At 63.3% G+C, this 25009-nt stretch carries 23 protein-coding genes and 1 tRNA gene; 10 read left to right on the top strand and 14 right to left on the bottom strand.

Annotated elements, in window-relative coordinates; all coding sequences use genetic code 11:
- Nucleotides 1–314: 314 nt before the first annotated feature.
- Nucleotides 315–1301 carry a D-alanyl-D-alanine carboxypeptidase family protein gene (locus ACYHH6_RS05870; protein WP_352582689.1) on the top strand — a complete coding sequence of 329 codons (987 nt, stop codon included), beginning with the start codon at nt 315–317 and terminating at the stop codon, nt 1299–1301.
- A 243-nt stretch (nt 1302–1544) separates the two neighbouring features.
- Here the strand turns inward: ACYHH6_RS05870 and ACYHH6_RS05865 are convergent, their stop codons facing one another.
- A complete protein-coding gene (locus tag ACYHH6_RS05865) occupies nt 1545–1994 on the bottom strand; it encodes a universal stress protein (protein WP_352582691.1) in 450 nt (149 codons plus the stop codon).
- A 270-nt stretch (nt 1995–2264) separates the two neighbouring features.
- On the opposite strand from ACYHH6_RS05865, the gene ACYHH6_RS05860 reads away from it, so the two are divergent.
- Both ACYHH6_RS05860 and ACYHH6_RS05855 read left to right on the top strand, forming a co-directional pair.
- Nucleotides 2265–3179, top strand: a complete 915-nt coding sequence (locus tag ACYHH6_RS05860) for a DUF1003 domain-containing protein (protein WP_488500407.1) — start codon at nt 2265–2267, stop codon at nt 3177–3179.
- Nucleotides 3180–3556: 377 nt separating this feature from the next.
- A tRNA-Arg gene (locus ACYHH6_RS05855) sits at nt 3557–3633 on the top strand.
- Between the two features lie 157 nt (nt 3634–3790).
- Here ACYHH6_RS05855 and ACYHH6_RS05850 read toward each other — a convergent pair.
- The gene (locus ACYHH6_RS05850) at nt 3791–4435 is read right to left on the bottom strand and encodes a hypothetical protein (RefSeq protein WP_352582695.1); all 645 of its coding nucleotides are present in this window, start codon (nt 4433–4435) and stop codon (nt 3791–3793) included.
- Between the two features lie 371 nt (nt 4436–4806).
- Nucleotides 4807–6669: a DEAD/DEAH box helicase gene (locus ACYHH6_RS05845; RefSeq protein ID WP_352582697.1), complete on the bottom strand. Its 1863-nt coding sequence runs from the start codon at nt 6667–6669 to the stop codon at nt 4807–4809.
- A 295-nt stretch (nt 6670–6964) separates the two neighbouring features.
- Between ACYHH6_RS05845 and ACYHH6_RS05840 the strand changes: the two genes are divergently transcribed.
- Both ACYHH6_RS05840 and ACYHH6_RS05835 read left to right on the top strand, forming a co-directional pair.
- Complete coding sequence (locus ACYHH6_RS05840; protein ID WP_352582699.1) at nt 6965–7270, top strand: hypothetical protein; 306 nt, start codon at nt 6965–6967, stop codon at nt 7268–7270.
- On the top strand, nt 7267–7398 hold the full coding sequence (locus tag ACYHH6_RS05835; RefSeq protein ID WP_352582700.1) for a hypothetical protein: 132 nt from the start codon (nt 7267–7269) through the stop codon (nt 7396–7398). Before ACYHH6_RS05840 ends, ACYHH6_RS05835 begins: the two co-directional genes overlap by 4 nt.
- A gap of 155 nt (nt 7399–7553) precedes the next feature.
- On the opposite strand, the gene ACYHH6_RS05830 is transcribed toward ACYHH6_RS05835, so the two are convergent.
- Nucleotides 7554–8264, bottom strand: a complete 711-nt coding sequence (locus tag ACYHH6_RS05830; RefSeq protein ID WP_352582702.1) for a haloacid dehalogenase type II — start codon at nt 8262–8264, stop codon at nt 7554–7556.
- 87 nt (nt 8265–8351) lie between these two features.
- Between ACYHH6_RS05830 and ACYHH6_RS05825 the strand changes: the two genes are divergently transcribed.
- Complete coding sequence (locus ACYHH6_RS05825; RefSeq protein ID WP_435053211.1) at nt 8352–9269, top strand: LysR substrate-binding domain-containing protein; 918 nt, start codon at nt 8352–8354, stop codon at nt 9267–9269.
- A 114-nt stretch (nt 9270–9383) separates the two neighbouring features.
- On the top strand, nt 9384–9716 hold the full coding sequence (locus tag ACYHH6_RS05820; RefSeq protein WP_488500406.1) for a twin-arginine translocation signal domain-containing protein: 333 nt from the start codon (nt 9384–9386) through the stop codon (nt 9714–9716).
- An 88-nt stretch (nt 9717–9804) separates the two neighbouring features.
- Here ACYHH6_RS05820 and ACYHH6_RS05815 read toward each other — a convergent pair whose 3' ends face one another.
- On the bottom strand, nt 9805–10926 hold the full coding sequence (locus tag ACYHH6_RS05815) for a LacI family DNA-binding transcriptional regulator (protein WP_352582706.1): 1122 nt from the start codon (nt 10924–10926) through the stop codon (nt 9805–9807).
- Between the two features lie 585 nt (nt 10927–11511).
- Here ACYHH6_RS05815 and ACYHH6_RS05810 point away from each other — a divergent pair.
- From ACYHH6_RS05810 to ACYHH6_RS05800, 3 genes are all read left to right on the top strand, one after another.
- Nucleotides 11512–12474 (top strand): sugar-binding protein, encoded by a 963-nt coding sequence (locus ACYHH6_RS05810; protein WP_181056760.1) that lies wholly within the window; start codon nt 11512–11514, stop codon nt 12472–12474.
- A gap of 137 nt (nt 12475–12611) precedes the next feature.
- A complete protein-coding gene (locus ACYHH6_RS05805) occupies nt 12612–14150 on the top strand; it encodes a sugar ABC transporter ATP-binding protein (RefSeq protein ID WP_352582708.1) in 1539 nt (512 codons plus the stop codon).
- Nucleotides 14151–14222: 72 nt separating this feature from the next.
- Nucleotides 14223–15212 (top strand): ABC transporter permease, encoded by a 990-nt coding sequence (locus tag ACYHH6_RS05800; protein ID WP_192255331.1) that lies wholly within the window; start codon nt 14223–14225, stop codon nt 15210–15212.
- 2 nt (nt 15213–15214) lie between these two features.
- On the opposite strand, the gene phnN is transcribed toward ACYHH6_RS05800, so the two are convergent.
- The 9 genes from phnN to ACYHH6_RS05755 form a co-directional block, all read right to left on the bottom strand.
- Nucleotides 15215–15844, bottom strand: a complete 630-nt coding sequence (phnN, locus tag ACYHH6_RS05795) for a phosphonate metabolism protein/1,5-bisphosphokinase (PRPP-forming) PhnN (RefSeq protein ID WP_352583282.1) — start codon at nt 15842–15844, stop codon at nt 15215–15217.
- Nucleotides 15841–16980, bottom strand: a complete 1140-nt coding sequence (locus ACYHH6_RS05790; RefSeq protein WP_352582710.1) for an alpha-D-ribose 1-methylphosphonate 5-triphosphate diphosphatase — start codon at nt 16978–16980, stop codon at nt 15841–15843. Before ACYHH6_RS05790 ends, phnN begins: the two co-directional genes overlap by 4 nt.
- A gap of 32 nt (nt 16981–17012) precedes the next feature.
- Nucleotides 17013–17720, bottom strand: a complete 708-nt coding sequence (locus ACYHH6_RS05785) for a DUF1045 domain-containing protein (RefSeq protein ID WP_352582711.1) — start codon at nt 17718–17720, stop codon at nt 17013–17015.
- 257 nt (nt 17721–17977) lie between these two features.
- A complete protein-coding gene (gene iolB / locus ACYHH6_RS05780; protein ID WP_352582713.1) occupies nt 17978–18790 on the bottom strand; it encodes a 5-deoxy-glucuronate isomerase in 813 nt (270 codons plus the stop codon).
- Nucleotides 18791–18795: 5 nt separating this feature from the next.
- On the bottom strand, nt 18796–19026 hold the full coding sequence (locus ACYHH6_RS05775) for a DUF3329 domain-containing protein (RefSeq protein ID WP_352582715.1): 231 nt from the start codon (nt 19024–19026) through the stop codon (nt 18796–18798).
- A 43-nt stretch (nt 19027–19069) separates the two neighbouring features.
- On the bottom strand, nt 19070–19987 hold the full coding sequence (iolE, locus tag ACYHH6_RS05770) for a myo-inosose-2 dehydratase (protein WP_352582717.1): 918 nt from the start codon (nt 19985–19987) through the stop codon (nt 19070–19072).
- 206 nt (nt 19988–20193) lie between these two features.
- Nucleotides 20194–22044, bottom strand: coding sequence for a 3D-(3,5/4)-trihydroxycyclohexane-1,2-dione acylhydrolase (decyclizing) (iolD, locus tag ACYHH6_RS05765; protein ID WP_352582719.1), 1851 nt, complete (start codon nt 22042–22044; stop codon nt 20194–20196).
- Between the two features lie 32 nt (nt 22045–22076).
- A complete protein-coding gene (locus tag ACYHH6_RS05760; protein WP_352582721.1) occupies nt 22077–24011 on the bottom strand; it encodes a bifunctional 5-dehydro-2-deoxygluconokinase/5-dehydro-2-deoxyphosphogluconate aldolase in 1935 nt (644 codons plus the stop codon).
- A gap of 173 nt (nt 24012–24184) precedes the next feature.
- Nucleotides 24185–24913 carry an SDR family NAD(P)-dependent oxidoreductase gene (locus ACYHH6_RS05755; protein WP_352582723.1) on the bottom strand — a complete coding sequence of 243 codons (729 nt, stop codon included), beginning with the start codon at nt 24911–24913 and terminating at the stop codon, nt 24185–24187.
- Between the last annotated feature and the right edge of the window lie 96 nt (nt 24914–25009).

The raw sequence follows: 25009 nt of genomic DNA, 5'->3' as shown, positions 1-25009 counted from the left end.
AGACGTCGAGGTCGCCACTTCAGCGCGGTGATTGGCGAAGCCCCGCGTGACATCCAATCTCCCCCCTTGCGGGGGAGATGTCCGGCAGGACAGAGGGGGGTGTGAAGGTTCGCCAACCTTCGAGTTACACTCAATCCCCCCAATCCGAGGAGATTGCGCCGCCCTGGCAAGAGGCCGGCGGGACAGCACCCCCCTCTGCCCTGCCGGGCATCTCCCCCGCAAGGGGGGAGATTGGCAGTTTCCCCCGTTAACCAAATGGACGCGGCATTCGGGTTAGGCTAGGTTCCGGCCCTCTCAGCAACGCCGGACTTGCCTTGCCCGATTTCCATTTCCTCGCCCTCCTCCAGAGATTTGTCGCCGCCTTGGCGCTGCTGGTCTTCGTTGCCGGCTGCAGCACCACGGCGCCGCCCGACAGCGTGCTGGCGGTGCCGGCGCCGCAGGCGAAATATGCGGCCATCGTCGTCGATGCCAACGGCAAGACGCTGTTCGAGGTCAGTTCGACGGCGCAACGCTATCCGGCGTCGCTGACCAAGATGATGACCCTCTATCTGCTGTTCGAGGCGCTGGAGACCGGCCGCGTCTCGAAGGAGACGCAGATCCCGGTTTCCGACAATGCTGCCCGGCAGCCGCCGACCAAACTGCGCTTCAGGCGCGGCGAGAGCATCGATGTCGATTCGGCGATCCGGGCGATCGTGGTCAAATCGGCCAATGACGTGGCGGTGGCGGTGGGCGAATATCTTGGCGGCTCGGAGGACCAGTTCGCCGCCATGATGACATCGAAGGCGCGCCAGATCGGCATGACCAGCACCGTCTTCCGCAATGCATCCGGCCTGCCCGACGCCGGCCAGCACACGACGGCGCGCGACATGGCGACGCTCGGCATGGCGCTGCGCGCCCGCTTCCCGCAACAGTTCCACTATTTCTCCGAAAGCGATTTCATGTTCCGCGGACGGCTGGTGCGCGGGCACAACGACATGCTCGGCCGGGTGCGCGGCGTCGACGGCATCAAGACCGGCTATATCAGGGCCTCCGGCTACAACATCGTCACCTCCTACAATGCCGACGGCCGCAGGCTGATCGTGGTGGTGATGGGCGCTGACAGCGCCCGCCAGCGCAACGACCATGTCGAAGCGCTGATCCAGCGCAGCCTCTCGCCAGCGATGGCCGATACGAAGATGCGGCTGATGTTTGCAGGAGACCAGCCGGCCGCGTCGCCGCTCCCCGGCCTGCCGCCACCGGGTTCGGCGCTGCCTGGTCTGGAGCCGCCTGAGTCGCAGTTGCCTGGTTTGCCGCCGCAGTAGAACCCCGTCGTTTTGGTGGAGAAACTCTGAAACGTCGGCGGGGCAGCACCCCCCTCTGGCCTGCCGGCCATCTCCCCCTCAAGTGGGGAGATTAGCAGCTTCGGCGTCGCGCCTCCTTTTCGTGGTTGGCGAAAGCCGTTGTGACATCTGATCTCCCCCCTTGAGGGGGAGATGTCCGGCAGGACAGAGGGGGGCCGTGAAGGATCGCTGCCTATCTCAACTCTGCGGCAGGCGCGGCTGACCCTACCGCACCACCAGTACCGGGATCTCCGTCAGCGACACGACTTCGGCGGTCTGGCTGCCCAGCACCAGCCTGCCAAGCCCGCGGCGGCCATGCGAGGCCATGACGATGAGGTCGCAGGCCTCGGAGCGGGAGACGTCGAGGATGGCCTCGGCCGGCGTCCTGTTCTCGACGTACAGGGTCTTTGCCCGCACGCCGAGCGCGTCGGCCTCGGCCTTGCACTTGTCCAGCACCTGGCGGCCATATTTGCGGGCGTTTTCCTCGTAATTGACCAGCTCTTCGGCGGCGACATAGCCGGCCATTGCGCCGCCCCAGGCCAGTGCCGGGAACGGCTCGGAGACGTTGACGAAGGTAACAGTGGCACCGAGGCCCTTGGCCAGTTCGAGGCCGTGGGCGACGCCCTTGGCGGCGAGTTCCGAACCGTCGGTGGCGATCAGAATATGTTTGTACATGACGACAACCCCTGTTGTGGGGCGATCCAATGCCCCTGATGGACTGGCGAAGAGCTTCATGGCGCAGCCTCTCCCATGGATATAAGCGCCCCGCCAGCTTGGCCACAGGGCCGGGATGAGGCCAGCCGCCGATGACCATCGCGCCAGCCGGCGCGCGTGACGACCCTCCCATCATCACAAGCGCTTGCACAGGCCCGCAAATCTCACCGCAACAGTGGCTATGCCGCGCCGGCTTGGCGTATCGTGGGCGCGACAGCAGGAGCCGGCATCATGAGCACCGTCCCAAAACCATCCGAGCAGGCCGACAGCGAAAACGACAGCGGCGGCGAGTATTTCGAGGCACCGCCCGCCCACGAAGCCGAGCTGGTTGCCGACGAGGCGCTCGAAGCGCCCGAGGTGCCGGACTCCGAACCGACCGTTCATGGCCGCCTAAAGCCGAAGCGAAAGCCGTCGGCGATATCGGGCCGAAAATTCCGCAAGCGCGACCTGGTGCGCATCGACGATCTCAGGCCGAGCCTGGCCGACCGCATCCGCTCCGACCATCCCGACCTGCCGCGCGGCGCCCGCATCAGCCGCGAGGAGCTCGGCCGCTACCGCATGCGCTACATGGAGGAGCTGCTGCAGCAGGAGCATGGCGAATTCTCCGAGCTCGACCGCCAGGTGGTCGAATTGATCGCCCGGCAGGACACGATTTCGGAAAACTCGGAAGAGGAGTTCGAGGAGCACAGGTCGTTCGCCGACCGCGTCTCCGACAATATGGCGGCCTTCGGCGGCAGCTGGTGGTTCCTGATCTCGTTCGGCAGCGTGCTTGCCATCTGGATCGGCATCAACCTGCTCGAGGGCTTGCAGAGCGCCTTCGACCCCTACCCGTTCATCCTGCTCAACCTGCTGCTCTCCTGCATCGCCGCCATCCAGGCGCCGATCATCATGATGAGCCAGAGACGGCAGGAGTCCAAAGACCGCCTGCGCTCCTTCAACGACTACCGGGTGAACCTGAAAGCCGAGTTGGAAGTGCGCCACCTGCACGAAAAGCTCGACTACCTGATCTCGCGCCAATGGACGCGGCTGGCCGAAATGCAGCAGATGCAGCTGGACGCGATGCACGAGCTGACCGGGGCGAAGAAGGCGAAGCGCACCACGCGCCGGGTGCGCAGGAGGGTGGCGAAGGTGGATGCGGCGGGGTGAGCCCGCGTAGCGGACGAAACACCAATTGCCTGGCTTTTCGAGCGACGAGCGGTGAAGCGCCGCCTTCGGGCGGAGGTCTCGCGGACCTTCTGAAGGGCGCCCGAAGGCAGAGAGCCTGCGATGGGCGCTCGCGATCGATTGCCCGGTGACGGCAATTGTGCTATTATTCTTGACATGGTGCTGATTTGCGCCAGCGACCCGCCGCCGAGGCGGGTTTTTCGTTTTCCGGCTTGCGGGCCTTTAGGGCCTGGCTTCTCGAACCATGGTTGCTTGCGACGGGATCCGAATCCAATTGCCCGTTGATGCCCGCGCCAGCTTCCGCTAAGAAGCCGTGGCTGGCCGGCCTAACGGCCGGTTCGTTTTCAGGCTCCCTGAAGGCACCCGTAGCTCAGCTGGATAGAGCGCTGCCCTCCGAAGGCAGAGGTCACAGGTTCGAATCCTGTCGGGTGCGCCAATTTCTCCCTAGCGCATTGAAAAGCCAAAGGGGGGTGAAGGTCAGCCCAATGCACTGCAAGGTGACCTCTCAAATTTCTGACCCCAAATTTGCTTTGACGCTTCCCCCTCCCGGTTCGCTTCGAGCTTAAACAGACAATTTCGAAAGCATAGCTAGTCTATTGGGTAACCGGCGAGGGAAGTGCCTCCGCTAGGGCCACGCCGGGCGTAGTCAACCAATTGTAGAGTCCGCTCCTAGTGAGGGTCCCCTCGTGCAGCCGTAAGATTGCTTCGCAGTAATCGGACACATCGACCACACACAGGCGCTTGGCAGCCTCAATAGCCGTGGGGACACTCGGATCCACGCCGGGGCTACACAACGTGACACAGGGATTGTTCTTTAATCCCGCAAGCTCGGAGGCGGCTAGGACCTCGGTGGCAGCGTTCAGGGGTACTGTGTCTTCGTTGCTGATTTTTGACTTCACTTCGACGACGATTGGCAGGTAATCCTCGACTGAAACTAGATAGTCTGGAAAGCCCTGCCGCCCCTGCTGGTCGAGCATTTGACAGGGTATTCCAAGCCCGGCTAACGAAGCGGCAAAAGCCTCTTCCAACGCTGTTCCTCGATTGTCGTACAATGCGATGATTTGATCCCCAAGGGTCAGTCGATTTGCTCGGCGAATATGCAGTGTCCTAGAATGTTTGCGGTCATCTTGTCGCCAAGCGCGGGCGGCGTTGCGGATGAGATTCGCTATCCCGCCGGGTTCCTTCAGGCCAAGCGCAAGCCGGCGTCTTTCGTCAGCGCTGTCGCTGCCATCCATCATGTCAAAAGGCCTCGAAAGGCCACCCCTACGAAGACTCATGATGTCTTCGCGCCGGAGGCGGGACTGTAGCCCTGGCAGCCTAAGCTCCGTCATCCAAAGGACATCACTTGGCACTCCCGTCCCAAGACGTATCGATTGACGACGAATTGCACGGGCAAGCTGGCGAACTGCTTGAACGTCCTCGCCCGTTCCGCGAAGCGCAGTTGGTTTGCTTTCGTCGGCCAGCGTCGGGGAAGTGACGCTTGAGATAATTTCCGAAACTCCGGCCAAAACCCAAGAGACGTCGCGTGCTACTCCGTGAACGGTTCCTAACCTCACTCCTGCGACAATCTTCTCTATTTGATTTCGGGCCGTCCCCGCAGCCCATTCGGTTAGCTGCAAGGCCCATTCGCGGCCCCGGCGTCGGCTGTCCAAGGCTGATCAAATAGGATTGCGCTAAGCCTACTAGCGAAGGAATTCGGCACTGCACCGTTTCGGCCAATCCTCCAGTTTAACGTGCGGGTAGCCTTTCCGCCTAGAACTCCGAACTCAGGAGAGCGGATGGCTGCGTGGCTAAGCACGAAGAGGAAGTCATCCTCAGTTGTTCCAGAACCTGCTTGATTAATGAGCCGTATGAATTCGGCCGAAGACTTTTTCAGCCCCTCGATAAAGAAAAGGGCGGTCTCTGGCTTAAGTCCGGATTGCGCGACGGCAATGCCAAAAGTCGTAACCGTTATCTGGCCGTGAAGTTCTATTAAGCACCCTACGTCAACAAGGCGGTCGATCTGACGAAATAGTTGATCTTTCCAATGATCTATGCCGGATCGATTTTTTTCGCGCTCGCGAGAGGCTGTTAATGTCGACCCGACCAAGTCAAACGCGTCTTCTCTGCTCGTGCATAGCTTTCCGGCAAAAATCTGGAGCGTTAGCGTCCCAAAGTCTTCAGGCGAAATCCCAAGGCCTAGGGGCGACTGGGTAGTTAGGTCCATCATCGCGGTGGCTTGCCTAGTTTCTTGGATGCCGTCTGCGATTAGGACGACGTGGCCTTGCGCGGCGGCCTGCCCCATACGGCCAACTCGGCCCGCCATATTTTGAAATTCCGCCCGGTCTATTGGCACATGAACGCGACGGTCCGAATTCCACCGCATCCAAGATGCAAATGCAGCGCTTCCGAGGGGGAAGTTAACGCCCGCAGCAAGGGTTGATGTCGCGAAAACCACGTCAACTTCTCCAGCTGCTAGTCGTTCTTCTACAAACAATCTTTCATCTTCGGTCAGTTCTGCGTTGTGATACGCGGTTCTCCGCCTGAGCGCTTCTAGGAGAGGTTGCTCGATATCGATCCCCGCCGGCGCGTTAAGCGAGACAGCCGGCCTGCTCTGAGCCCAAGACCCAGCAAGGTCGTATGTGTCATCAACTTTCATGCAGAAGACAATTACCGGACTGCGCCGTTGCTGAAGCAGTTCCGAGATGACCGCGCCGATGTGACGATTTCGACTTGCTGGCCCTTGCTGCAACAGACCTTCGAAACCCGGCCCGGCTGACACCGAGAGTGTTGCAGAAGGGGTTCGACATTCGATGGTCAGAGCCTTCTCCCGCACAGGGTTCCTGACTAGCCGTATCCCCAGCCAGTCGGCCAACGCTTGAGCGTCTGTAGGGCTGAGAACCGCAGAGAGCCCTACGAACTGCCGCCAGCCCGCACGGCGCATCAGTGTCAGAAGAAGCTCGGCGTTCTGGCCTCGGTGCTTATCCCCAACCAACTGGACTTCGTCGCAAACGAAACAGATGTTAGTCAGGTCACGTGGTGGCCCTCCGACCGACAATGTGCCAAGAAACTTCTCGTACGTCGCGACCAAGATCACCGACGAAAGCGGTGCGTTGGTCTTTCGTCCTGCCGCGTCCTCAACGCTATCCCCCGTTGCACAAACAATTGCGGAACGATCATCGCCGAGAAAGTCCTTAAGAAACAGACGCTTTGCCTCTTCGAATTTCTGCTTTGCCAGTGCTCGATGAGAGACAAGATAAACGGCGCTGTATCCCGCCTGAATTGCCGAAGCTATAGTCCACCAGCCAATGAGTGTTTTGCCGGTAGACGTCGGAGCGCTAACCAACAGACTTTCTCCGCGGGCCACCCCGGCTTCTAGGGCTTCAAATTGAATGTCCGTTAGAACTGGACTGCCATTTGCCCCCGGCATAAGTTCCGCCTTTTGAAGAACTTCAGCGGAAAGGCCGTGATAGTCAGGAATTATTGTTTTCATAGTACCCCCCCAAAAAATTTAGAGGAATGTACCCGGGATCCTTACAGTTCACCAGAGGCCTACACTTAATGAGTTTGCCAATATCCGGTCATGATAGCGACGGCTTCGAGGGGTCGTCGCAAGGGGAAAGCCGAAATTGTCTTATATCTAAGGGAGCTGTTTCAGAGTCCGACCCCATTCCTTATTTGAGCTTTCGCCTTTCACTGTTCACCTTTGTTTTTTCCGGCTAACGCGGGCGGGCTCAATGTGGGCGTCGGCGGGGTGGGCGTCTCGGTCGGCGGCAGTGGCGGCGGGTTTGGCGTTGGTGTCTCTGTCGGCGGCAGAAGGGCGTGCCGGCGCAACGGTCGGCGGCACAAGGGGCGTCTCTGCCGGTGTCGGCGCAACAGTTGGTGGCGCCAGCGGTGTCGCGGCCGGCGCCGCCGCAACGGTCGGCGCCGGCGTCAATGCCGGTGTCGGCGCAGCGGTCGGCAACAGTGTCGAGGTCGGCGCCGGCGTCGGGGTGGGCAATGGAGTGACGGCCGGGTCGGCATCGGCATTGGCGGGGGGCCCACCAGCCCGAGAGATCCCAACACGCCGGCGATACCGGCGCGACCGGTGGTGACCGCCATCAACGCCATGTCGAGCAGCCAGCTCGCCAGGATGAAGAAACGCTGCGCCAGTGTGCTCAGCGGCCAGGGCACCTACGATCGCGACCTGAAGCAGCTTTGCCTGCTTTTGGCTCGGCGCTAGAGCTCTTTGTTTCTCCCCGGGGAAGCGGTACGCGCTTTTCCCGGGGGAAAACCGTTCACACTTTTCCTGGAATTGCTCAAGGCGTTCCGCTGTTGAACCACCCGGCTTAGACGGCCGCTCGCGCAGGCACCTCAGAGGGTGCGCCTCGTGCGCGCCTACCGGGCCGGAAGCCAGCCGGCCGCTTCGAAAAAACCTGATACCTCATCCAGCCCATGCGCGATCGCGTCCGGCTGGTAGTCGGGCGGCGGGCGCCGGCCGGTGCCACGGTCGACCCACACGGCGCGGAATTTGAGATCGCGTGCGGCGGCCAGGTCGAGATGCGGGCTGGCGCAGATGTGCACCAGCTCGTCCCTGGTCACACCGAGGGTTCGCCAGGCATGTTCGAAAATCTGCCGCGACGGCTTGTAGGCCTGCGCCTGCTCGGCGGTGATGACCCGGTCGATCGATCCGCCGAGCTGCGCGACGTTGCCGGCGATGATGGCATCATCGGTGTTGGAGATGATCGCCAGCTTGAAGCCGGCATCCTTTAGCCGGCGCAGCGTCGCGACAATCTCGGGAAAAGGCGGCATCTTGCCGATCGACGAGGTCAGCAGTTCCGCGTCGTCAGCCGCCGCTTCCAGCGCGAAATCGCGCATCGCCAGTTGCAAGGCCTTTGCGGTGACGTCGGCGAAGGACAAATGCGGCCTGGTATGCTCGAGCGCGTGCTCATGCCGGTCATAGACGGGGATGAAGTCTTCCGCTTCGATCTTGCGGCCCTTGCGCGCGAGGATCGTTTCCATCGCCGCCATCAGGCCTTCGTCCCACTGGATCAGCGTTCCGTAGCAATCGAATGTAAGCCAGGTCGGGCGCGGCCCGTTCAATGCCATTTGGAGATACCTCAGGAAAAGTCGGCTGGACACTGGCAGCGATCTCAGTCATTTGAAAATTAAATGTTGCGATAGGCTCAAGTGGAAATTCGAATGGATCTGGATCTCGATCTGTTGCGCAGCTTCGTCGCGGTCGTCGAAACCGGCGGTTTTACGCGCGCGGCGGAGCGCGTTCACCTGACGCAGTCGACCATCAGCCAGCAGATCAAGCGGCTGGAAGACAGCGTCGGCCACAGCCTGCTGGTGCGCGAGCGCGCGCCGGGCGGCGTGCAGGTCACCGAAGAGGGCGAAGTGCTGCTCGGCTACGCACGCCGGCTGCTGTCGATTTCGGCGGAGGCGGAAGCGGCCCTGCAGCAGCCCGCGGCGCCGAAGACAGTGCGGCTCGGCGTGCCGGAAGATTTTGCCGGCCGGCGGCTGATCGACCTGCTGTCGGGATTTTCCCGGGCCTCGCCGCATCTGCGGCTCGACACCGTCAGCGGCTGGAGTTTTGAGCTGCGGCGCCTGCTGGACAATGGCGAGATCGATCTGGCGCTGATCAAACGCGAGCCTAGCGACGCGCCCTGCCTGGGGCGCTGGGAGGAGACGCTTGCCTGGGTAGCGGGCCCGTCCGGTGCGCTCGACGCCGACCCCGTGCCGCTCGCCATGTTTCCGCAAGGCTGCATCTACCGGCAAAGGGCGACGCGCGCGATCGAGGCGACGGGGCGGATGTGGCGCATCGCCTATACAAGCCAGGGGCTGATCGGCGTGCAAGCGGCGGTGGCGTCGGGGCTGGGCATCAGCCTGCTGCCGGTGGATGCGGTGCTTCCCGAGCACCGCCTGCTGAGCGCGGCCGACGGTTTTGCGGAACAGCCGCCGTCGGAGCTGGCCTTGATCGCGCCCTCGCAACGGCTGGATGCGCCGGCGCGCGACCTGGCCGCGTTTCTGGTCGCAAACATCGGCGGCATTCTGCATGGCTCTGTCGCCCAGCCGAAGGAAGCGCGGCGCCCGGTCGCGGCCTTGCGCTAACTGCCGCCTGGCTGGCTGCCATCTGCCTGATTAACCCCTTTTATACCAGCCCCCGAAGTCCTCTGGCCTTTTGTCCCAGCCGCTCTATCTGGCTGATGTTAGCCTTATCCTCTGATGGAGGTTTTGATGGATCGGCGATCATTCTTGACAGCATTGTTCGGCGTTGCGGGGGCCGCGGCGCTTGCTACGACGGTTCGGCCGCTTGAGGCTATGGCCGGGGTTCCCAATATCGGTAACGGCATTCTCGATGAACTCGACAAGCAGGATGCCAATTCTCTCGATGACGGCGAAGGCCCGGGCGATGTCGAGCAGATCTACCATCGGCGATGGCACCGTCGCCACCACAGGCGGCGCGTCTGGAGACGGCATTGCCGCAGGTTCTGGCGCCATGGCCGGTGGCACAGGCGCTGCTATCGCAGGCGCTCCTATGTCATCCTGCGGTTCTAGCCGCAGTTTGATCCCGGGTTTGGATAATGCTGCCGTGGGGCACAAATACTGAAACCTACCCATCCCGATTTGCTTCGGGATGGGCAGATCAGGCTTGCCCCGCCACCGCCGCCACCGAGTCCCGCTCGACCAGCGGGCATTCGAGCTTGGTGATGGGATAGCGGCCGCGGCCGGGTGGCGGCGGCACTTCGAGCTGCTCGATCGCCCATTGGCCCATGGCCATGTGCGGCAGGATGGATGTCGTCAGCGGCGGGAACAGATGCCTGGCGATCTCCTCATCGTCATAGCCGACGACGGAGATGTCCTGCGGTATGTGCAGGCCGGCCTCCTTCAGCGCTTCGTAGCAGCCGATGGCCGTGCGGTCGTTCTGGCAGAAGATGGCGGTCGGGCGGTCTTTCAGCGCCAGAAGCTTGACGGTCGCGGCATAGCCCGCACTTGCCGACCAGTCGCCTTCGACCACCAGCTCCGGATCGAACGGGATGTCGGCGGTGGCGAGCGCCCTGCGGTAGCCCTTCAGGCGGTCCTGCGCGGCCTGCATCCAGGGTTCGCCGGTGATGGTGGCGATGCGGCGGTGGCCGTAGCCGATCAGATGCCGGGTCGAGCTCTGGCCGCCGGCGATCTCGGAAGGAACCACGGCGGGGAAGGCATAGTCGGATGTGTAGCAGTTGAGCAGGATGACCGGGATATCGAGGCCGTAGAGAAAGTCGGGTGCTGAGATCTCGCGGGTAAAGATGGTCATGTAGATCAGCGCCGAGATGCCGCGCTTGGTGAGGGCCGCAATGGCGCGCGGCTCCATCACGGCGTCGCCCATGGTCTGCGCCACCAGCAAGACGTTGCCGGCGTTCCACGACGCCTGGCGCGCGCCCTCGATGGCGACGACGGCTTCCGGACTGGTCGCCAGCTGGTCGACGGCGAAGCCGATGACGCCATCAAGCCCTTCGAAAGCGGGAACCGGTTTGCGCAGCGCCGAGAAGGCAGGCGCGGAATAGCCGAGCGCACGCGCGGCGTCGATCACCCGCTCACGCGTCTGCTGCGACAACCTGATACCGGGCGAATTGTTGAGCACGAAGGAAACAGTTGCCTGCGAGCAGCCGGCAGCCCTGGCAATATCCGTCATGGTGACGCGGCCGCCTTTGGCGGTTCTCGCCGGCGCCTTGCGCCGCCGCGCCGCGTCGCTGGCCGGGCCGTCCGGGTCAATCGTATCGCTCATGGCATTCGTGTCCCCAATCCACGGCCTGTCTAGCGGCAGCCAGTCAGGCCGACAAGATGGTTCGGCGCCATCCACTAATAGAAGTCGCCGGATATGATTATGTTTATTAGCAGCTTAAGCTCGCTGCCGCTACGCCTCTCCGTTCGGTCGTAACTCAACAACTGCAAGGCATCCGCTTGGACGCCGCCGAAGCGCCGCACCTTGGGAGAACGAGCCCCGCCGCCTTGCCAGCGCCCTCGCATGAGACCTTTTACTAATACTGTTTACTAATACAAAAATGCGCTGTAACGTCAATCCGCCGCGTCCGGTCCGGCTGGGACCCGCGCGGCGAGAAGTGCGCGTGAATGGCCTGATGGCGAGCGGGGATTGCCTCCGCAAGCTCTGTCTCGGACATGTGATATGTCAGACAAATCAGACTATTTACGAGCACGGGATGAGTCTCTAAAGTCCGTGATCGCGACTGGAACGACGCCATTCTTTCAGTGCCGGGAACCCTGAGGAGGAGGGCGTCCAAATCGCAAGCGGCAATTCAGTGAATGCAAGATCGGTTCAGTCCGACGACTGAGCCAAAACGGGAGGTTGAACATGAAATCCTTGATACGACATGCATCCGTAGCCACGGCAGCCCTGCTGCTCGGCCTGACGGCGACAGCCATTGCGCGCGCCGACGACAAGCCGACGCTGGCCTTCGTCGTCAACGGCGCGTCCGACTTCTGGAAGGCGGCGGAAGCCGGCGTCAAGAAGGCGCAGGGCGAGTTGCCCGACTACAATCTCGAACTCAAATATCCCGAGCAGTCCTCGGTCGCCATCCAGCAGCGGCTGATGGACGATCTGGTGACCGCCGGCGTCAAGGGGATCATGGTCTCGGCCGTCGACCCCAAGACCTCGACCGACGGTCTGAACAAGATCGCCTCCGAGACGGCGCTGTTCACCACCGACTCCGATGCCCCGCAGACCAAGCGCGTCGCCTATATCGGCTCGTCCAATGTCGACGCCGGCAAGCAGGCGGCCGAGATCGCCAAGAAGGCGATGCCCGACGGCGGCAAATGCCTCGGCTTCGTCGGCCTGCTCGGCGCCGACAACGCCAAGGAACGCATCCAGGGCATGAAGGACGGTCTCGCCGGCAGCAAGATCGAACTGGTCGACGTGCGCGGCGACGACATCGACCAGGCGCGCGCCAAGAAGAATGTCGAGGACGCGCTGGTCGCCAGCCCCGACATCACGTGCATGGTCGGTTTCTACTCCTACAACACGCCGCGCATCTATGAAGCGCTGCGCGACGCCGGCAAGCTCGGCTCGATCACCGTCGTCGGTTTCGATGACGATCCGATCACGCTGGGCGGCGTCAAGGAAGGCACGGTGGCGGCGACCGTCGTGCAGCAGCCCTTCGAATGGGCCTACCAGGGCATGAAGCTGATGGCCGCCTATCTCAAGGGCGACAAATCCGGCATTCCGGAAGGCGGCCTGATCATCATCCCGACCAAGATCATCGGCAAGGACGATGTCGACGCCTATGCGGCCAATCTGAAGGCGATGTCCGGAAACTGAGGCCACGAGCGGTTACGCCGGCTCAAGGTTCGCCTTGGGCCGGCGATCGTGTTGACGGGCGGGCGAAGGCCCGTCAGTCTGCTGAAGGGGCCATTTTGGCCCAGCGGCTGCTGGCAAGCGCGATCAATTGTGGCTTGATGAACTATTCCGAGACATCCATCGCAGCGACTACCCCGTTCCTCGGCCTCGAGAACGTGCGCAAGACCTATCCAGGCGTTGTCGCGCTGGATGGCTTTTCCATGGAGGTCAGGCCGGGTGAGGTCATCGGCCTGGTCGGCGAAAACGGCGCCGGCAAATCGACCTTGATGAAGATCCTCGGCGGCGTCACCCGGCCGGACAGCGGCACCATCACCGTCGACGGCGTTGCGCATGACGGGCTTAGCGTCGAAGGCAGCCTGGGGTCGGGCATCGCCTTCGTGCATCAGGAACTCAACCTGTTCGAAAACCTCGACGTCGCCGCCAACATCTTTTTTGGCCGCGAGCCGTTGCGTGGCGGGCCGCTGCGGCTGGTCGACCGCGCCAGGCTGCGCGAGATGGTGGCGCCATTGTTGAAGCGTGTCGGCGCCAATTTCTCCGCCGATACGCCGGTCGCAAACCTGTCGCTGGCGCAGCAGCAGATGGTCGAGATTGCCAAGGCGCTGTCGATCAAGGCGCGGCTGGTCATCCTCGACGAGCCGACCTCAAGCCTGCCGATCGCCGAAACCGACAAGCTGCTCGACGTCATCAAGGCGCTGAAGGCCGATGGTATCAGCGTCATCTTCATCTCGCACCGGCTGCACGAGGTCGAGCGCGTAGCCGACCGGGTGGTGGTGTTGCGCGACGGCATGCTGGCCGGCACTTTGCCGAAGAGCGCCATCAACCACGACCAGATGGTCAAGCTGATGATCGGCCGCATGCTGAAGGAGCGCGAGAAAGCGTCCGAAGCGGCGCGGGCACCGGGCGCGACGGCGCTATCGGCCAAAGCTGTACGCACCCCCGCCTACCCTGCCCGGCCGGTCGATCTCGATGTCAGGCGTGGCGAAATCCTCGGCCTTGCCGGCCTTGTCGGCTCCGGCCGGACCGAACTGGCGCGGGTGTTCTTCGGCATCGACAGCACGCTTGGCGGCGCGCTCGAACTCGACGGCAAGCCGCTTGTCCTGGGCTCGGCGGCCGATGCCGTCGCGCACGGCATTTTTCTCGTCCCGGAAGACCGCAAGCTGACCGGGATACTGCTCGATTTGTCGATCGCGCAAAACATTTCGCTGCCCAATCTGCCGGCCCATGCGAAGCGCCAGCTGGTGTCGGCAAATGCCGAGACCGTCACCGCCGAGAAGCAGAAGAAGGATCTCGGCATCAAGGCGCCATCGGTGCAGACGCGCACCGGCACGCTGTCGGGCGGCAACCAGCAGAAGGTGGTGCTGGGCAAGTGGCTGGCGATGAACCCCAAGGTGATGATCCTCGACGAGCCGACGCGCGGCATCGACATCGGCGCCAAGGCCGAGATTTACGGGCTGATGCGGGCGCTGGCCGATGCCGGCGTCGCCGTGCTGATGATCTCCAGCGACATGGAAGAGGTGATCGGCGTGTCTGACCGCATCGCCGTCATGCATGAGGGCCAGATTTCCGGCATTCTCGACAAGGAACAATTCAGCCAGGAAAACGTGCTGTTGCTGGCGGTCGGCAAGAAGCCAAAATAGCATTTTGCTTTGCCGCGGGTCGCACGGAACATTTTTGCAGAACCTGCTCAAGCGGGCATTGGGGAGACGACGATGAGCAAGAAAGATCTCGGCCTGCTGATCCTGATCCTGGTGGTCGGAGCGGTGGTGGCGATCATCAACCCTCGCTTCCTGCTGCCGATCAACCTTGCCAACACCTCTAATCTGATCGGGCTGTTCGGCATCCTGTCGATCGGCCAGGCCTTCGTCATCATCACCGGCGGCATCGAATTGTCGGTCGGCTCGGTGGTTGCGCTGCTCGGTACGCTGTTCATCGACTTCATCGCCGTGCGCGGCCTGGGATGGCCGATCGCGCTGCCGCTGATCCTGGTGCTCGGCGGCATCATCGGGCTGGTGCATGGCTGGCTGATCACCCGGCTCAAATTGCAGCCCTTCGTGGTGACGCTCTGCGGCCTGCTGATCTATCGCGGCGTGGCGCGCTTCTACACCGCCGACGGCACCGCGGGCTTCGGCTTCGGGCAGAATTTTCCGGAGCTGGAATTCCTCACCGCGGGTCGGTCATGGGGCGTGCCCAACAGCTTCATCGCGCTGATCGTCATCGCCATCGTCATGTGGGTGGTGCTGCACCGCTCGGTGTTCGGCCGCTATCTCTACGCCATCGGCAAGAACGAGGAAGCCGCGAAATATTCCGGGATCCGCACCGGCCGCGTCGTCATGGCCGCCTATGTCATCTGCGGCGTGCTGACGGCGCTGTCGGCGATCTATTTCGCCATGTACACGCGCTCGATTTCGCCGGCCAGCCATGGCCAGTTCTATGAACTCTACGCCATCGCGGCGGCGGTGCTCGGCGGCTTCTCGCTGCGCGGCGGCGAGGGCTCGCTGGTCGGCGTCATCCTCGGCACCGTGCTGCTGCAGGAGTTGCAGAACCTGGTCAATCTGCTCGGCATCCCGTCTTCGCTCAACTTCGCCGTGATGGGCGGCGTGATCCTCATCGGCGTGCTGGTCGACCAGCAATGGGGCGTGTTCCGCGCAAGACGGCTGATGCTCGACGCCAGCCGCAAGGGCGCCGTGGCGGCGGAGTAGCGCTAAATTACCCCCGACATGTCGGAGAACGCCATCGCCTTGCGCAGCACTTCGGCGAAGCGTTCGCCGGCGGCTTCGCGCGGGCCGCCATTGTCGATGGAGGTGACGCCGGGTCCGGACAAAGCGACATTGGCGCTGCGGGCGAGGCGGGCGAGCACTTCGCCGCGCGATTCGCGGCCGCGCTGGGCGAGCCGTTCGGCGAGGATTTCCTGGGCAGCGGTGATCTCGACCACAGCCAGATTGGCATAGCGCTCACGCAGAACCGGGATGACCGCGCGCGAGACATTGGCGACCGCGACATGGCCATTGGCGATCGACCAGTCGACATCGGCCGGGATGCCGTAGCGCAGACCGTGCGCCTCCCAGGAAATGGCGAAGGCGCCATCAGCCTCGGCTTCGACAAAGGCAGCGTCGGCCAGCGTGTCGTGGTCCTCGCTCGCGGCGTCGCTCGGCCTGGTGATGACCCGGCGCACGAACTCCAGCCTTGTCTCATCGGCAAACAGCGACTTGGCGTAGCCGATCACCGTATCCTTGCCGGCGCCGCTCGGGCCGACGACGGCGACAAAGACGCCGTTGCGGACCGGAAAGGCCTCGGCGGTGAGTTCGCGCTCGATCGACGCCGAGACCATCAGGCGACCCGGCGTCCCTGGCGCCAGACGGTGCGCACGACCGGCACATGGTCGTCGACGCGCACGCGCACCAGGTCGGCGCGGCGGCCCGGTTCGATGACGCCGCGATCGCTGAGGCCGATGGCCTCGGCCGGGTTCTTCGACACCATGGCGACCGCCTGCGGCAGGGAAATGCCTTCGACGACGTCGCCTAGAAAGAAGGCCGACTGGATCAGGCTGAAGGGAATGTAGTCGGACGACAGGATGTCGAGCAGTCCGTCGGCGGCCAGCGTGCGGGCCGAAACATTGCCGGAGTGCGAGGCGCCGCGCATGACGTTGGGCGCGCCCATCAGCACTCCGAGTCCAGCCTCCTTTGAAGCCTTGGCCGCTTCCTGCGTGGTCGGGAATTCGGCAACGCGCACGCCTTGCTCAATCGCCTCGTCGACATGGCCTGATGTGGCGTCGTCATGGCTTGCCAGCACAATGCCGCGCCCGTTGCACGCGGCTGATATCGCTACCCGGTTCGGTCCCGAATTCTTCGCCGATTCCGACATGCGCTTTTCGCAGAACAACTTGAAGTCGCGATCGGTCAGCTTCAGCTTGCGCTGATAGTAATAGGCGTAGGTCTCGAGGTTGACGAACTGGCGCTGTCCCGGCGCATGGTCCATCAGCGACGCCAGTTTGACCCGCTCATCGCCGTCGAAATTGGCGAAGGCCTGCAGACAGTCCGGCGCCGAGACCTCGCAGCGCAGATGCAGGAAGTGGTCGGCCCGCAGGCGATCCTGCGCCACGCTGTCCTCGATGGCATCGGCCAGCTTGCGGATGTCGTCGGAGGTGAGATCCGCGTCCTCGTCCATGCCGACGCGCAAGGCATCGAGCACCGTGGTGATGCCGGCGGTGGCCACCTGCGCGTCATGGGCAAGGACGGCGGCGATCGGGTTCCAGCGCACTTTCGGCCGCGGTGCGTAATGGCCTTCGAGATGGTCGGTGTGCAGTTCGACCAGGCCGGGAATGATGTAATCGCCGCCCATATCCTCGCCGGTCCGCCCGGTGCCTGCGTCGATGCCGGCGATAAAACCGTCGCGCAGTACGAGCGAGCCCTCGACGATCTCGTCGGCAAGCACGATGCGGGCATTGGTCAAAACGGTCTCGGCAGTCATCTCAGGCAGTCCTTGGGTTTCAGGCGAAGTGGTCAGGCGGTTTTTCTCGCCGCGCGGCGGCCGAGCGCATGATGGGAGAGCACCATGAACGGGGCGCCCGGTTCGGTTTCGACAAACAGCGTTAGTGCATCGACCAGCACCGGCTGCTGCAGCACCTCTGCGAACAGGCTGTCGATTGCTGCGCGCAGACGTAGGCTTTCCTGTGGCCCGGCCCGGCCGGACAGCGTCATGTGGAAGCGAAAGGTCTCGAAGACATAGGGGTAGCCCCACTGGCAGAGATTGCGGAACTCGGCCGGCTTCAGCGAATCCGGGCCGCGGCGCTCGATCTCGGCCTCGGTCAGCGGTGCGCGAAAACGGTCGAAGCCAAGCACGACATCATCGGCGAAACGGTTAAGCGACGGCAGCGGACCTTGCGGCACCAAAGCGAAGAAACCATCGATCTGGCTGACGACAAGGCGCGGGATGGTGACGGTAGGCATCGCTTCGGCAAAGGCGTCGAGGGCGGCGCGCAGCGAGGTTTCCGTCTCGTTGGCCGCCAGCCGGAAGGGCGCCTTTAGCGTCGCATGGAAACCGTAGCGGCGCGCCGATGCGGTGTGGAAGGCGACTTCCGCCGCCGACAGGTCGCCCACCGCTTCGACCGGCTTTGTGGCGGCGCCGAAAGGGTCGCGTCCCAGCCAGTTGGCGGCGATCCGCGCCAGCGGTTCGTCCTGCCTTGGGGTGAAATAGATGGCGTAGCGCATCGAAAATCCTCGTTAAAGCCCGCCGCCTCTTGAGGGCTCGATGCGGCGCGCTTTAAGTCTATTTGCTTCGGCATGTCGTTATCCCAAAACCGCTGCGCACTTTTGGGCGACATGCACCGTCCCCGCTGCCATAGGTGATTTCCATGACGGATTGACGAAGCTTTGAAGGGTTTTCGATGGCAAATCGACCCCATCGGTCGTTAGCCGACGATTTTTCCGAACTGGGCCAACAGCTTCCCCCTGAAAGACAGGGGTGGTCAGGCCTTCATCAGCCATTCGTGCTCGGGCGCGTTGTGGAATTTCCACGTCCGCTTCGGGCCGGCCATGACGTTGAGATAATAGAGGTCGTAGCCGTGGCAGGCGGCGCAGGGATGGTAGCCCTTGGGCACCAGCACGACATCGCCGTCCTCGATCGCCATCGCCTCGTCCAGTTCGCGGGCGCCCGACTTGTCGGCATCGGTATAGACGCGCTGGAAGGCGAAGCCCTGCGGCGGGTTGAGGCGATGATAGTAGGTTTCCTCGAGATAGGATTCGGCCGGCAGATTGTCCTGGTCGTGCTTGTGTGGCGGATAGCTCGATGTATGGCCGCCGGGCGTGATGACCTCGACCACCAGCAGCGAGTCGGCCGGCTTGCCCTCCGGCAATATGTTGGTGACGTAACGCGTGTTGGTGCCCTTGCCGCGCACTTCCTGGCCGAGATCGTCAGGTGCGATGACGCGAACCGGCAGGCCGCCGCCCAGGCCCGGCGCCGAGCAGACGGCGAGTTCGAGATCGGTGTCCGCAGTCACCGACCAGTCCGATCCCTCAGGGATGTAGACCGACCATGGCTTGCCCTCGAAGGGCGACATGCGCTCGCCCAGCAGGCCGAGTTCCTGGCCGCCGGCCTTTGCGTTGCCCTTGCCGGTGACGAACACCAGGCAGACTTCGCGATCGCCCGTCTTGCCGGAAGCGGTCTCGCCCGGCTGCAGCCGGTGCAGATCGAAGCCGACATAGGTCCAGCCGGCGCTTTTGGGCGTGACATGGGCGACGCGGCCATGGCCCTTGTCGGCTTTGACGAGCAGTTTCGACATTGCGGTCATTCCTTCGGTTCGGCGCCAGTCTTCGGCTCGACCGGAGGCTTCGCCCCGTCGACCGGCTTGTAGAGATAGAAGAACTGCCAGACGGCGTAGGCGGCGAAGCCGAGCGCGATGACGCCCCAGAACGGTGTTCCGGAGGCGAATTCTATTCCGGCCCAGATCACGCAGACGGCGACGACGGCAACGCGCCGCCACAGCGGCCGGAAGAATGGGTGTTCGTAATCTTTCATCGGGCCAATCTACAGCAAGCAGGCTCGGCGGAAAGCCATCGCATCAGACATTGGGGAACCCTTGCGTCTCAACCGTGTAGCCGGCTGCCGTCATCACCCGCATCAGTTCCTTGTAGCCCACCTGCGCCATCTTCAGCGGCGGGTTCTTCTTCGGGTCCTGCTCGGCCTCGACGACGAACCAGCCTTCATAGCCATGGTCGGCGAAACGCTGCACGATGGCGCCGAAATCCAGCGAGCCATCGCCCGGCACAGTGAAGGCACCGAGCGCCACGGCGTCGAGGAAGGACTGTTTTGTGCGGTCGAGCCCGTCGATCACGGCCATGCGCACATCCTTCACATGAACATGGCTGATGCGCTTGTGGTGGTTGTCGATGGCGCGCAGCACGTCGCCGCCGGCAAAGGCGAGATGGCCGGCATCGAGCAGCAGCGGAATGCCGTCGCCGGAATGGCGCATGAAGGCATCGAGTTCCGGCTCGGTCTCGACCACCGCCGCCATGTGGTGATGATAGGACAGTGGCATGCCCTGCTCGGCGCACCATTCGCCGAACTCGGTCAGCCGCCTTGCATAGGCCTTCATCTCGTCGCCCGACAATTTCGGCTTGGTGGCAAGCGGTTTGGAACGGTCGCCCTGGATCGAGCGGCCGACCTCGCCATAGACGATGCAAGGCGCGTTGACCGCCTTGAACAGGTCGATCATCGGCTGGATGCGATCCTTGTTCTTACCCATGTCCTCGTCGACCAGCGTGCCGGAGAACCAGCCGCCGCAGAGCGTCACGTCGGCCTTTTTGAGGATTGGCAGCATGACAGCTGGGTCGTTGGGAAAACGCCGGCCCATTTCCATACCGGTGAAGCCAGCCGAACGCGACTGGCGCAGACATTCTTCCAGCGAGACGTCGTCGCTGAGTTCGGCAAGATCGTCGTTCCACCACGCGATGGGGGACATGCCCAGTTTGGCTTTCAAGTTGTCACTCCGGATTGAAACAGTTCATTCTTTTGCCGCCGCCGGCACCTTCTCCCCGTATAGTGACGGGGAGAAGGGGTCTAGCCGCGACCTCGGCGTCTTTCTTGCGACGACGGTGATTGGCGAAACCGGTGATGACAGCGTCTCTCTCCCCGTCCCTATACGGGGAGAGGATGCCGGCAGGCAGGTGAGGGGCAGCGCCCACTTCAGTCACCCACGCTCTGCATCTGCCGCTTTTCGTCATAGGCCTTGCGTGCTGCGTTGACCTGGCTGCGCGCGGAGACTTCCGGCACCGCCACATCCCACCAATGGCCGCCGGCATCGGTGGAAACAAGCGGATCGGTGTCGATGACCAGAACGGTGGTGCGGTCGTGCTTTTTCGACTTCCGCAGCGCGTTTTCCAGGCCGGCGATCGACGGCACTTTTTCGGCGATTGCGCCCATGCTGGCGGCATGTGCGGCGAAGTCGATGTCGGGCAGGATTTCGTGGCGCGAGTCCTTCAGCAGATTGTTGAAGTTGGCGCCGCCTGTGGCCATCTGCAGCCGGTTGATGCAGCCATAGCCGCGGTTGTCGAGCAGCACGATGGTGAGCTTGAGGCCGAGCATCACCGAGGTGGCGATCTCGGAATTCAGCATCAGGTAGGAGCCGTCGCCGATCATGACGACGACCTCTTCATCGGGCTTGGCCATCTTCGCCCCGAGGCCGCCGGCAATCTCATAGCCCATGGTCGAGAAGCCGTATTCGGCGTGGTAGGAGCCGGGCGCGCCGGCCTGCCAGAGCTTGTGCAACTCGCCGGGCAGACCGCCGGCGGCATGCAGCAAGGTCACGCCGGAGCCCAGGGCGCGCTGCACGGCGCCGATCACCTGAGCATCCGAGGGATAGGCGGCATTGGTCGAGGCCGTTACCTTGCCGGCATCGGCCTGCCAGGCTTTCTTGCCGGTGGCCGAACTGTCGGTCCAGGCGGAAGGCGCCTTCCAGCCCTTCAGCGCAGCACCGAGTTCGGCGAGCCCTTCGGTCGCATCGGCGACCAGCGGCAGCGCGCGGTGCTTGCCGGCGTCAAAAGGCTGCACATTCAGCCCGATGATGGTCTTGCCGGAATTCTTGAACAGCGCCCACGAGCCGGTGGTGAAATCCTGCAGGCGCGTGCCGATGGCGAGCACGACATCGGCCTCCTCGGCCAGCCGGTTGGCGGCCGATGTGCCGGTGACGCCGACAGCCGCCATGTTGAGCGGGTGATTGTCCGGCAGCGAGGACTTGCCGCCTTGCGTCTCGCAGACGGGAATGCCGGCGCCTTCGACGAATTTTGCCAGTTCGGCGGAGGCCTGCGAATAGAGCACGCCGCCGCCGGCGATGATCAGCGGCTTCTTCGCACCCTTCAGCGCTGCAACCGCAGCGGCAAGCTCATTCCGGTCCGGACGCGGCCGGCGCTGGTGCCAGACCCGCTCGGCAAAGAAGCTTTCGGGATAGTTATAGGCTTCGGCCTGCACGTCCTGACACAGCGACAGCGTCACCGGGCCGCAATCGGCCGGATCGGTCAGCACCTGCATGGTCCGCGCCAGCGCCGGGATGATCTGCTCGGGCCGGGTGATGCGGTCGAAATAGCGCGACACCGGACGGAAGCAGTCATTGACCGTCGCCGTGCCGTCGGAAAAATCTTCGGCCTGCTGCAGCACCGGATCGGGGATGCGGTTGGCGAAGACATCGCCCGGCAAAAACAGGACGGGCAACCTGTTTACATGCGCAAGGGCTGCCGCCGTCACCATGTTGAGCGCGCCCGGGCCGATCGACGAGGTCGCGGCCATGAAGCGGCGGCGGAAATTAGCCTTGCCATAGGCGATCGCCGCATGCGCCATCGCCTGTTCATTGTGGGCGCGGAAGGTCGGCAGTTCATCGCGCACCTGATAGAGCGCCTCGCCGATCCCTGCGACATTGCCGTGGCCGAAAATCGCCCAGACGCCGCCGAAGATCGGCACTTTCTTGCCGTCGATCTCGGTCATCTGCTTGCTGAGAAAGCGGGTCAGCGCCTGCGCCATCGTCAGGCGGATTGTCTTCGTCATAGTGTTTTCCTCCGCAGTCCTGTGCCGCGCCTTTATGCTGCTTTACGGCCACGCGCGGCAAGCCACGCTTCGGTCAACTGTTCGAAGCGCGACGCCATGTCGGCGATCGCCTCGTCATCCGACATCTTGCCGGCCAACCACTGTTCGGCGGCGTGGACGAAGATGGTGCGGCCGACGGCGAAGCCCTTGACGATCGGCGCCTTGGCGGTCGCGGCGAAGGCAGCTTCCAGCTCGTCCTGCGGCGCTTCCAGCCCAAGCAGCACGACGCCACGGCACCACGGATCGTGCTTGAGGATGACGGCCTCGATCTTGGCCCAGGCGCCGGCCGAGGCCTGCGGCTCGAGCTTCCACCAATCCGGCTTGATGCCAAGCGCATAGAGTTCTTCCAGCGCGCGCGGGATCGTGGTGTCGTCGAGCCTGCCGTGCTTGCCGGCGATGATTTCGACCAGCAATTCCCGCCCGACCTTCCGCGCCGCCTCGAACAGCGCGCGCAGTTTCTGCTGCTGCTCTTCCTTGAGCGCCGCCGGATCGTCGGGATGGTAGAAGCACAGGCATTTGATGCAGTGGTCCACCGGCCATTCCACCAGCTGCGAGCCGATATCCTGCGAGAATTCGAAGCGCAGCGGCCGTGAGCCCGGCAGTTCGACGGGCCGGCCGAGCCAGGCGAAGGGATGCCTGGCGAATTCGAACATCGCCTCGCGGCCGTGCTTCTCGTCGATCAGCATGCCATAGCCGTCACGGCCGGCGGCGACTTTTGCTGCCGCCTTGACCGCCAGCACCTTGAAGTCGCGGATGCGGGCCGGATCGGCGCCGGTCTTGGCCGCGACGTCCTCGAGCTGGACGCGATGGTCGCAGGCAAGCGCCATCATCGAGGGGATGTCGCGCCGGCGGGTCGTTGCCCAATGGATGTGGTTGATCGCCTCGTCCTTACGCAAGGCGAGATGCTTGCTGCCGTTCTTGAGGAAGAACTGCAGCTCTTCGAAGGTCGGATATTCCGGCGCGCAGAGCAGCCGCGACACGGCAAAGGCGCCGCAGGCATTGGCCCAGGTCGCCGCAGTCGCATGGTCTTCACCACCCAGCCAGCCGCGCAGGAAGCCGGACATGAAGGCATCGCCGGCGCCGAGCACATTGTAGATCTCAATCGGAAAACCCTTGCCGACGACGCCGTCTTCCAGATCGTCGCTGATCGGCCCGTCATAGACGATGCAGCCCATGGCGCCGCGCTTCAAAACGATGGTGGCCGACGACAGCGCGCGGATCGTCTTCAGCGCGCTCAGGCAATCATCGGCGCCGGAAGCGATCATGATCTCTTCCTCGGTGCCGACGATGAGGTCGCAATCGGGCAGCACGGTCTTCAGCTGCGCCGAGACGCGGTCGGATTTGACATAGCGCTCGAAACCTTCGGCATGGCCGGCGAGACCCCAGAGATTGGGGCGATAGTCGATGTCGAACACCACCTTGCCGCCCTTGGCCTTGATGATGCGGATCGCCTTGCGCTGGGCGGCGTCGCTGTTGGGGCGGGAAAAATGCGTGCCGGTGACGACGATGGAACGCGCCGAGGCGATGAAGGCCTCGTCGATGTCTTCCGGCGCCAGCGCCATGTCGGCGCAATCCGAGCGGTAAAAGATCATCGGCGAGACGCCTTCGCTCTCGACCGAAAGCAGCACCAGCGCCGTCAGCCGCTCCTTGTCGGTCTTGAGACCGTCGACATTGACGCCTTCGCGCCGCAGCTGTTCGCGGATGAAGCGGCCCATCTGCTCGTCGCCGACGCGGGTGAGCAGCGCCGAGCGCAGGCCGAGCCTCGCCGTGCCGACCGAGATGTTGGCCGGACAGCCGCCGACCGACTTGGCGAAGGAGCCGATATCCTCCAGCCGCGAGCCGATCTGCTGGCCATAAAGGTCGACGGAAGCGCGACCGATGGTGATGACATCGAGCGGAGCGTATTTCGCGTCCACGGCTTCGCTCATTGGAACCTCCCGTCAGTCTTGTTGTCTTGAGCAACCTAGTTGGGGGACACGCGCGAGCGGCAGCGTGACGCCGCCAATATGAAATAATAATTCCAATCCATAGTCAATATGGAATGAGCGTTCCTTCTCTTAAAAGTGGCACAAAGGGGTGGGGACTTCGGGGCCGGCTCCGTTCACCAGGGGAGCGGGCCATCGTCGTTGAAATAGCCGGCCTTCGGACCATCGGCATCCAGGGTCGCCAAGTGTATCACGATCTCGGCCGCCTGCTGCACGGTGCGGTGGCCTTTAAAGCCGTTGAGGTCGGTGGCGGTGTAGCCGGGTGCTGCGGCGTTGATTTTGATGCCGCTCGGCCCGAGTTCCCGGGCGAAGGCCACGGTGATGGCGTTCAGCGCCGTCTTGGAGCTGCCGTAGCCCAGCAGGTTGACCGCCTGGTTCGGGGTGCCGGAATCGAGCGCGCGGCCGATCGACCCGGTCGAACTGCTGACCATGACGATGCGCGCGGCCGGTGCTGCCAACAGCAGCGGCAGGAAGGCTTGGGTGACGCGGATCGGACCGAACACATTGACCTCATAGGTTGCCCTGATATCGGCCAGATGCTGCTCGCTCGGCGGCAGCTCATAATTGATGGCGATGCCCGCATTGTTCACCAGTACGTCGAGACCGGGGCCTTCTGCGGCGACGGTTTTGGCGGCGGCCGCCACGCTGTCGTCCTGTGTGACATCCAGCTCAAGCCATTGAACGTCCAGGCCTTCGGCGCGCAATTCCTGCGCTGCCGCCATGCCGCGTTCGGCATCCCTGGCGCCGAGCCACACCTTGAAGCCCATCGTCGCCAATCGTCGGGCAATTTCGCGGCCGATGCCCTTGTTGGCGCCGGTAACCACAGCACTTTTCGATGTCGTCATTTTAGAGCTCTCCTTCTGTGCATGTCGAAGACCCTGAGATGGCGTATCCTTGGCAACGTCGCGCGCTGAAACCTCTCCCGCTCTTGCCTGATCCTC

The sequence above is a fragment of the Mesorhizobium sp. P171375 genome (assembly GCF_057786075.1).
This window is presented reverse-complemented; position numbering and strand designations above follow the sequence as displayed.

Coding starts and splice junctions, on each gene's coding strand:
- ACYHH6_RS05830 (WP_352582702.1), bottom strand. CDS start 8,264: ATGGCATTGAACGGGCCGCGCCCGACCTGGCTTACATTCGATTGCTAC.
- ACYHH6_RS05775 (WP_352582715.1), bottom strand. CDS start 19,026: ATGAAAGATTACGAACACCCATTCTTCCGGCCGCTGTGGCGGCGCGTT.
- ACYHH6_RS05815 (WP_352582706.1), bottom strand. CDS start 10,926: ATGAGCGATACGATTGACCCGGACGGCCCGGCCAGCGACGCGGCGCGG.
- ACYHH6_RS05755 (WP_352582723.1), bottom strand. CDS start 24,913: ATGACGACATCGAAAAGTGCTGTGGTTACCGGCGCCAACAAGGGCATC.
- ACYHH6_RS05810 (WP_181056760.1), top strand. CDS start 11,512: ATGAAATCCTTGATACGACATGCATCCGTAGCCACGGCAGCCCTGCTG.
- ACYHH6_RS05785 (WP_352582711.1), bottom strand. CDS start 17,720: ATGCGCTACGCCATCTATTTCACCCCAAGGCAGGACGAACCGCTGGCG.
- ACYHH6_RS05860 (WP_488500407.1), top strand. CDS start 2,265: ATGAGCACCGTCCCAAAACCATCCGAGCAGGCCGACAGCGAAAACGAC.
- ACYHH6_RS05820 (WP_488500406.1), top strand. CDS start 9,384: ATGGAGGTTTTGATGGATCGGCGATCATTCTTGACAGCATTGTTCGGC.
- ACYHH6_RS05845 (WP_352582697.1), bottom strand. CDS start 6,669: ATGAAAACAATAATTCCTGACTATCACGGCCTTTCCGCTGAAGTTCTT.
- ACYHH6_RS05865 (WP_352582691.1), bottom strand. CDS start 1,994: ATGTACAAACATATTCTGATCGCCACCGACGGTTCGGAACTCGCCGCC.
- ACYHH6_RS05790 (WP_352582710.1), bottom strand. CDS start 16,980: ATGACTGCCGAGACCGTTTTGACCAATGCCCGCATCGTGCTTGCCGAC.
- ACYHH6_RS05805 (WP_352582708.1), top strand. CDS start 12,612: ATGAACTATTCCGAGACATCCATCGCAGCGACTACCCCGTTCCTCGGC.
- ACYHH6_RS05760 (WP_352582721.1), bottom strand. CDS start 24,011: ATGAGCGAAGCCGTGGACGCGAAATACGCTCCGCTCGATGTCATCACC.
- iolB (WP_352582713.1), bottom strand. CDS start 18,790: ATGTCGAAACTGCTCGTCAAAGCCGACAAGGGCCATGGCCGCGTCGCC.
- ACYHH6_RS05850 (WP_352582695.1), bottom strand. CDS start 4,435: ATGATGGATGGCAGCGACAGCGCTGACGAAAGACGCCGGCTTGCGCTT.
- ACYHH6_RS05800 (WP_192255331.1), top strand. CDS start 14,223: ATGAGCAAGAAAGATCTCGGCCTGCTGATCCTGATCCTGGTGGTCGGA.
- iolD (WP_352582719.1), bottom strand. CDS start 22,044: ATGACGAAGACAATCCGCCTGACGATGGCGCAGGCGCTGACCCGCTTT.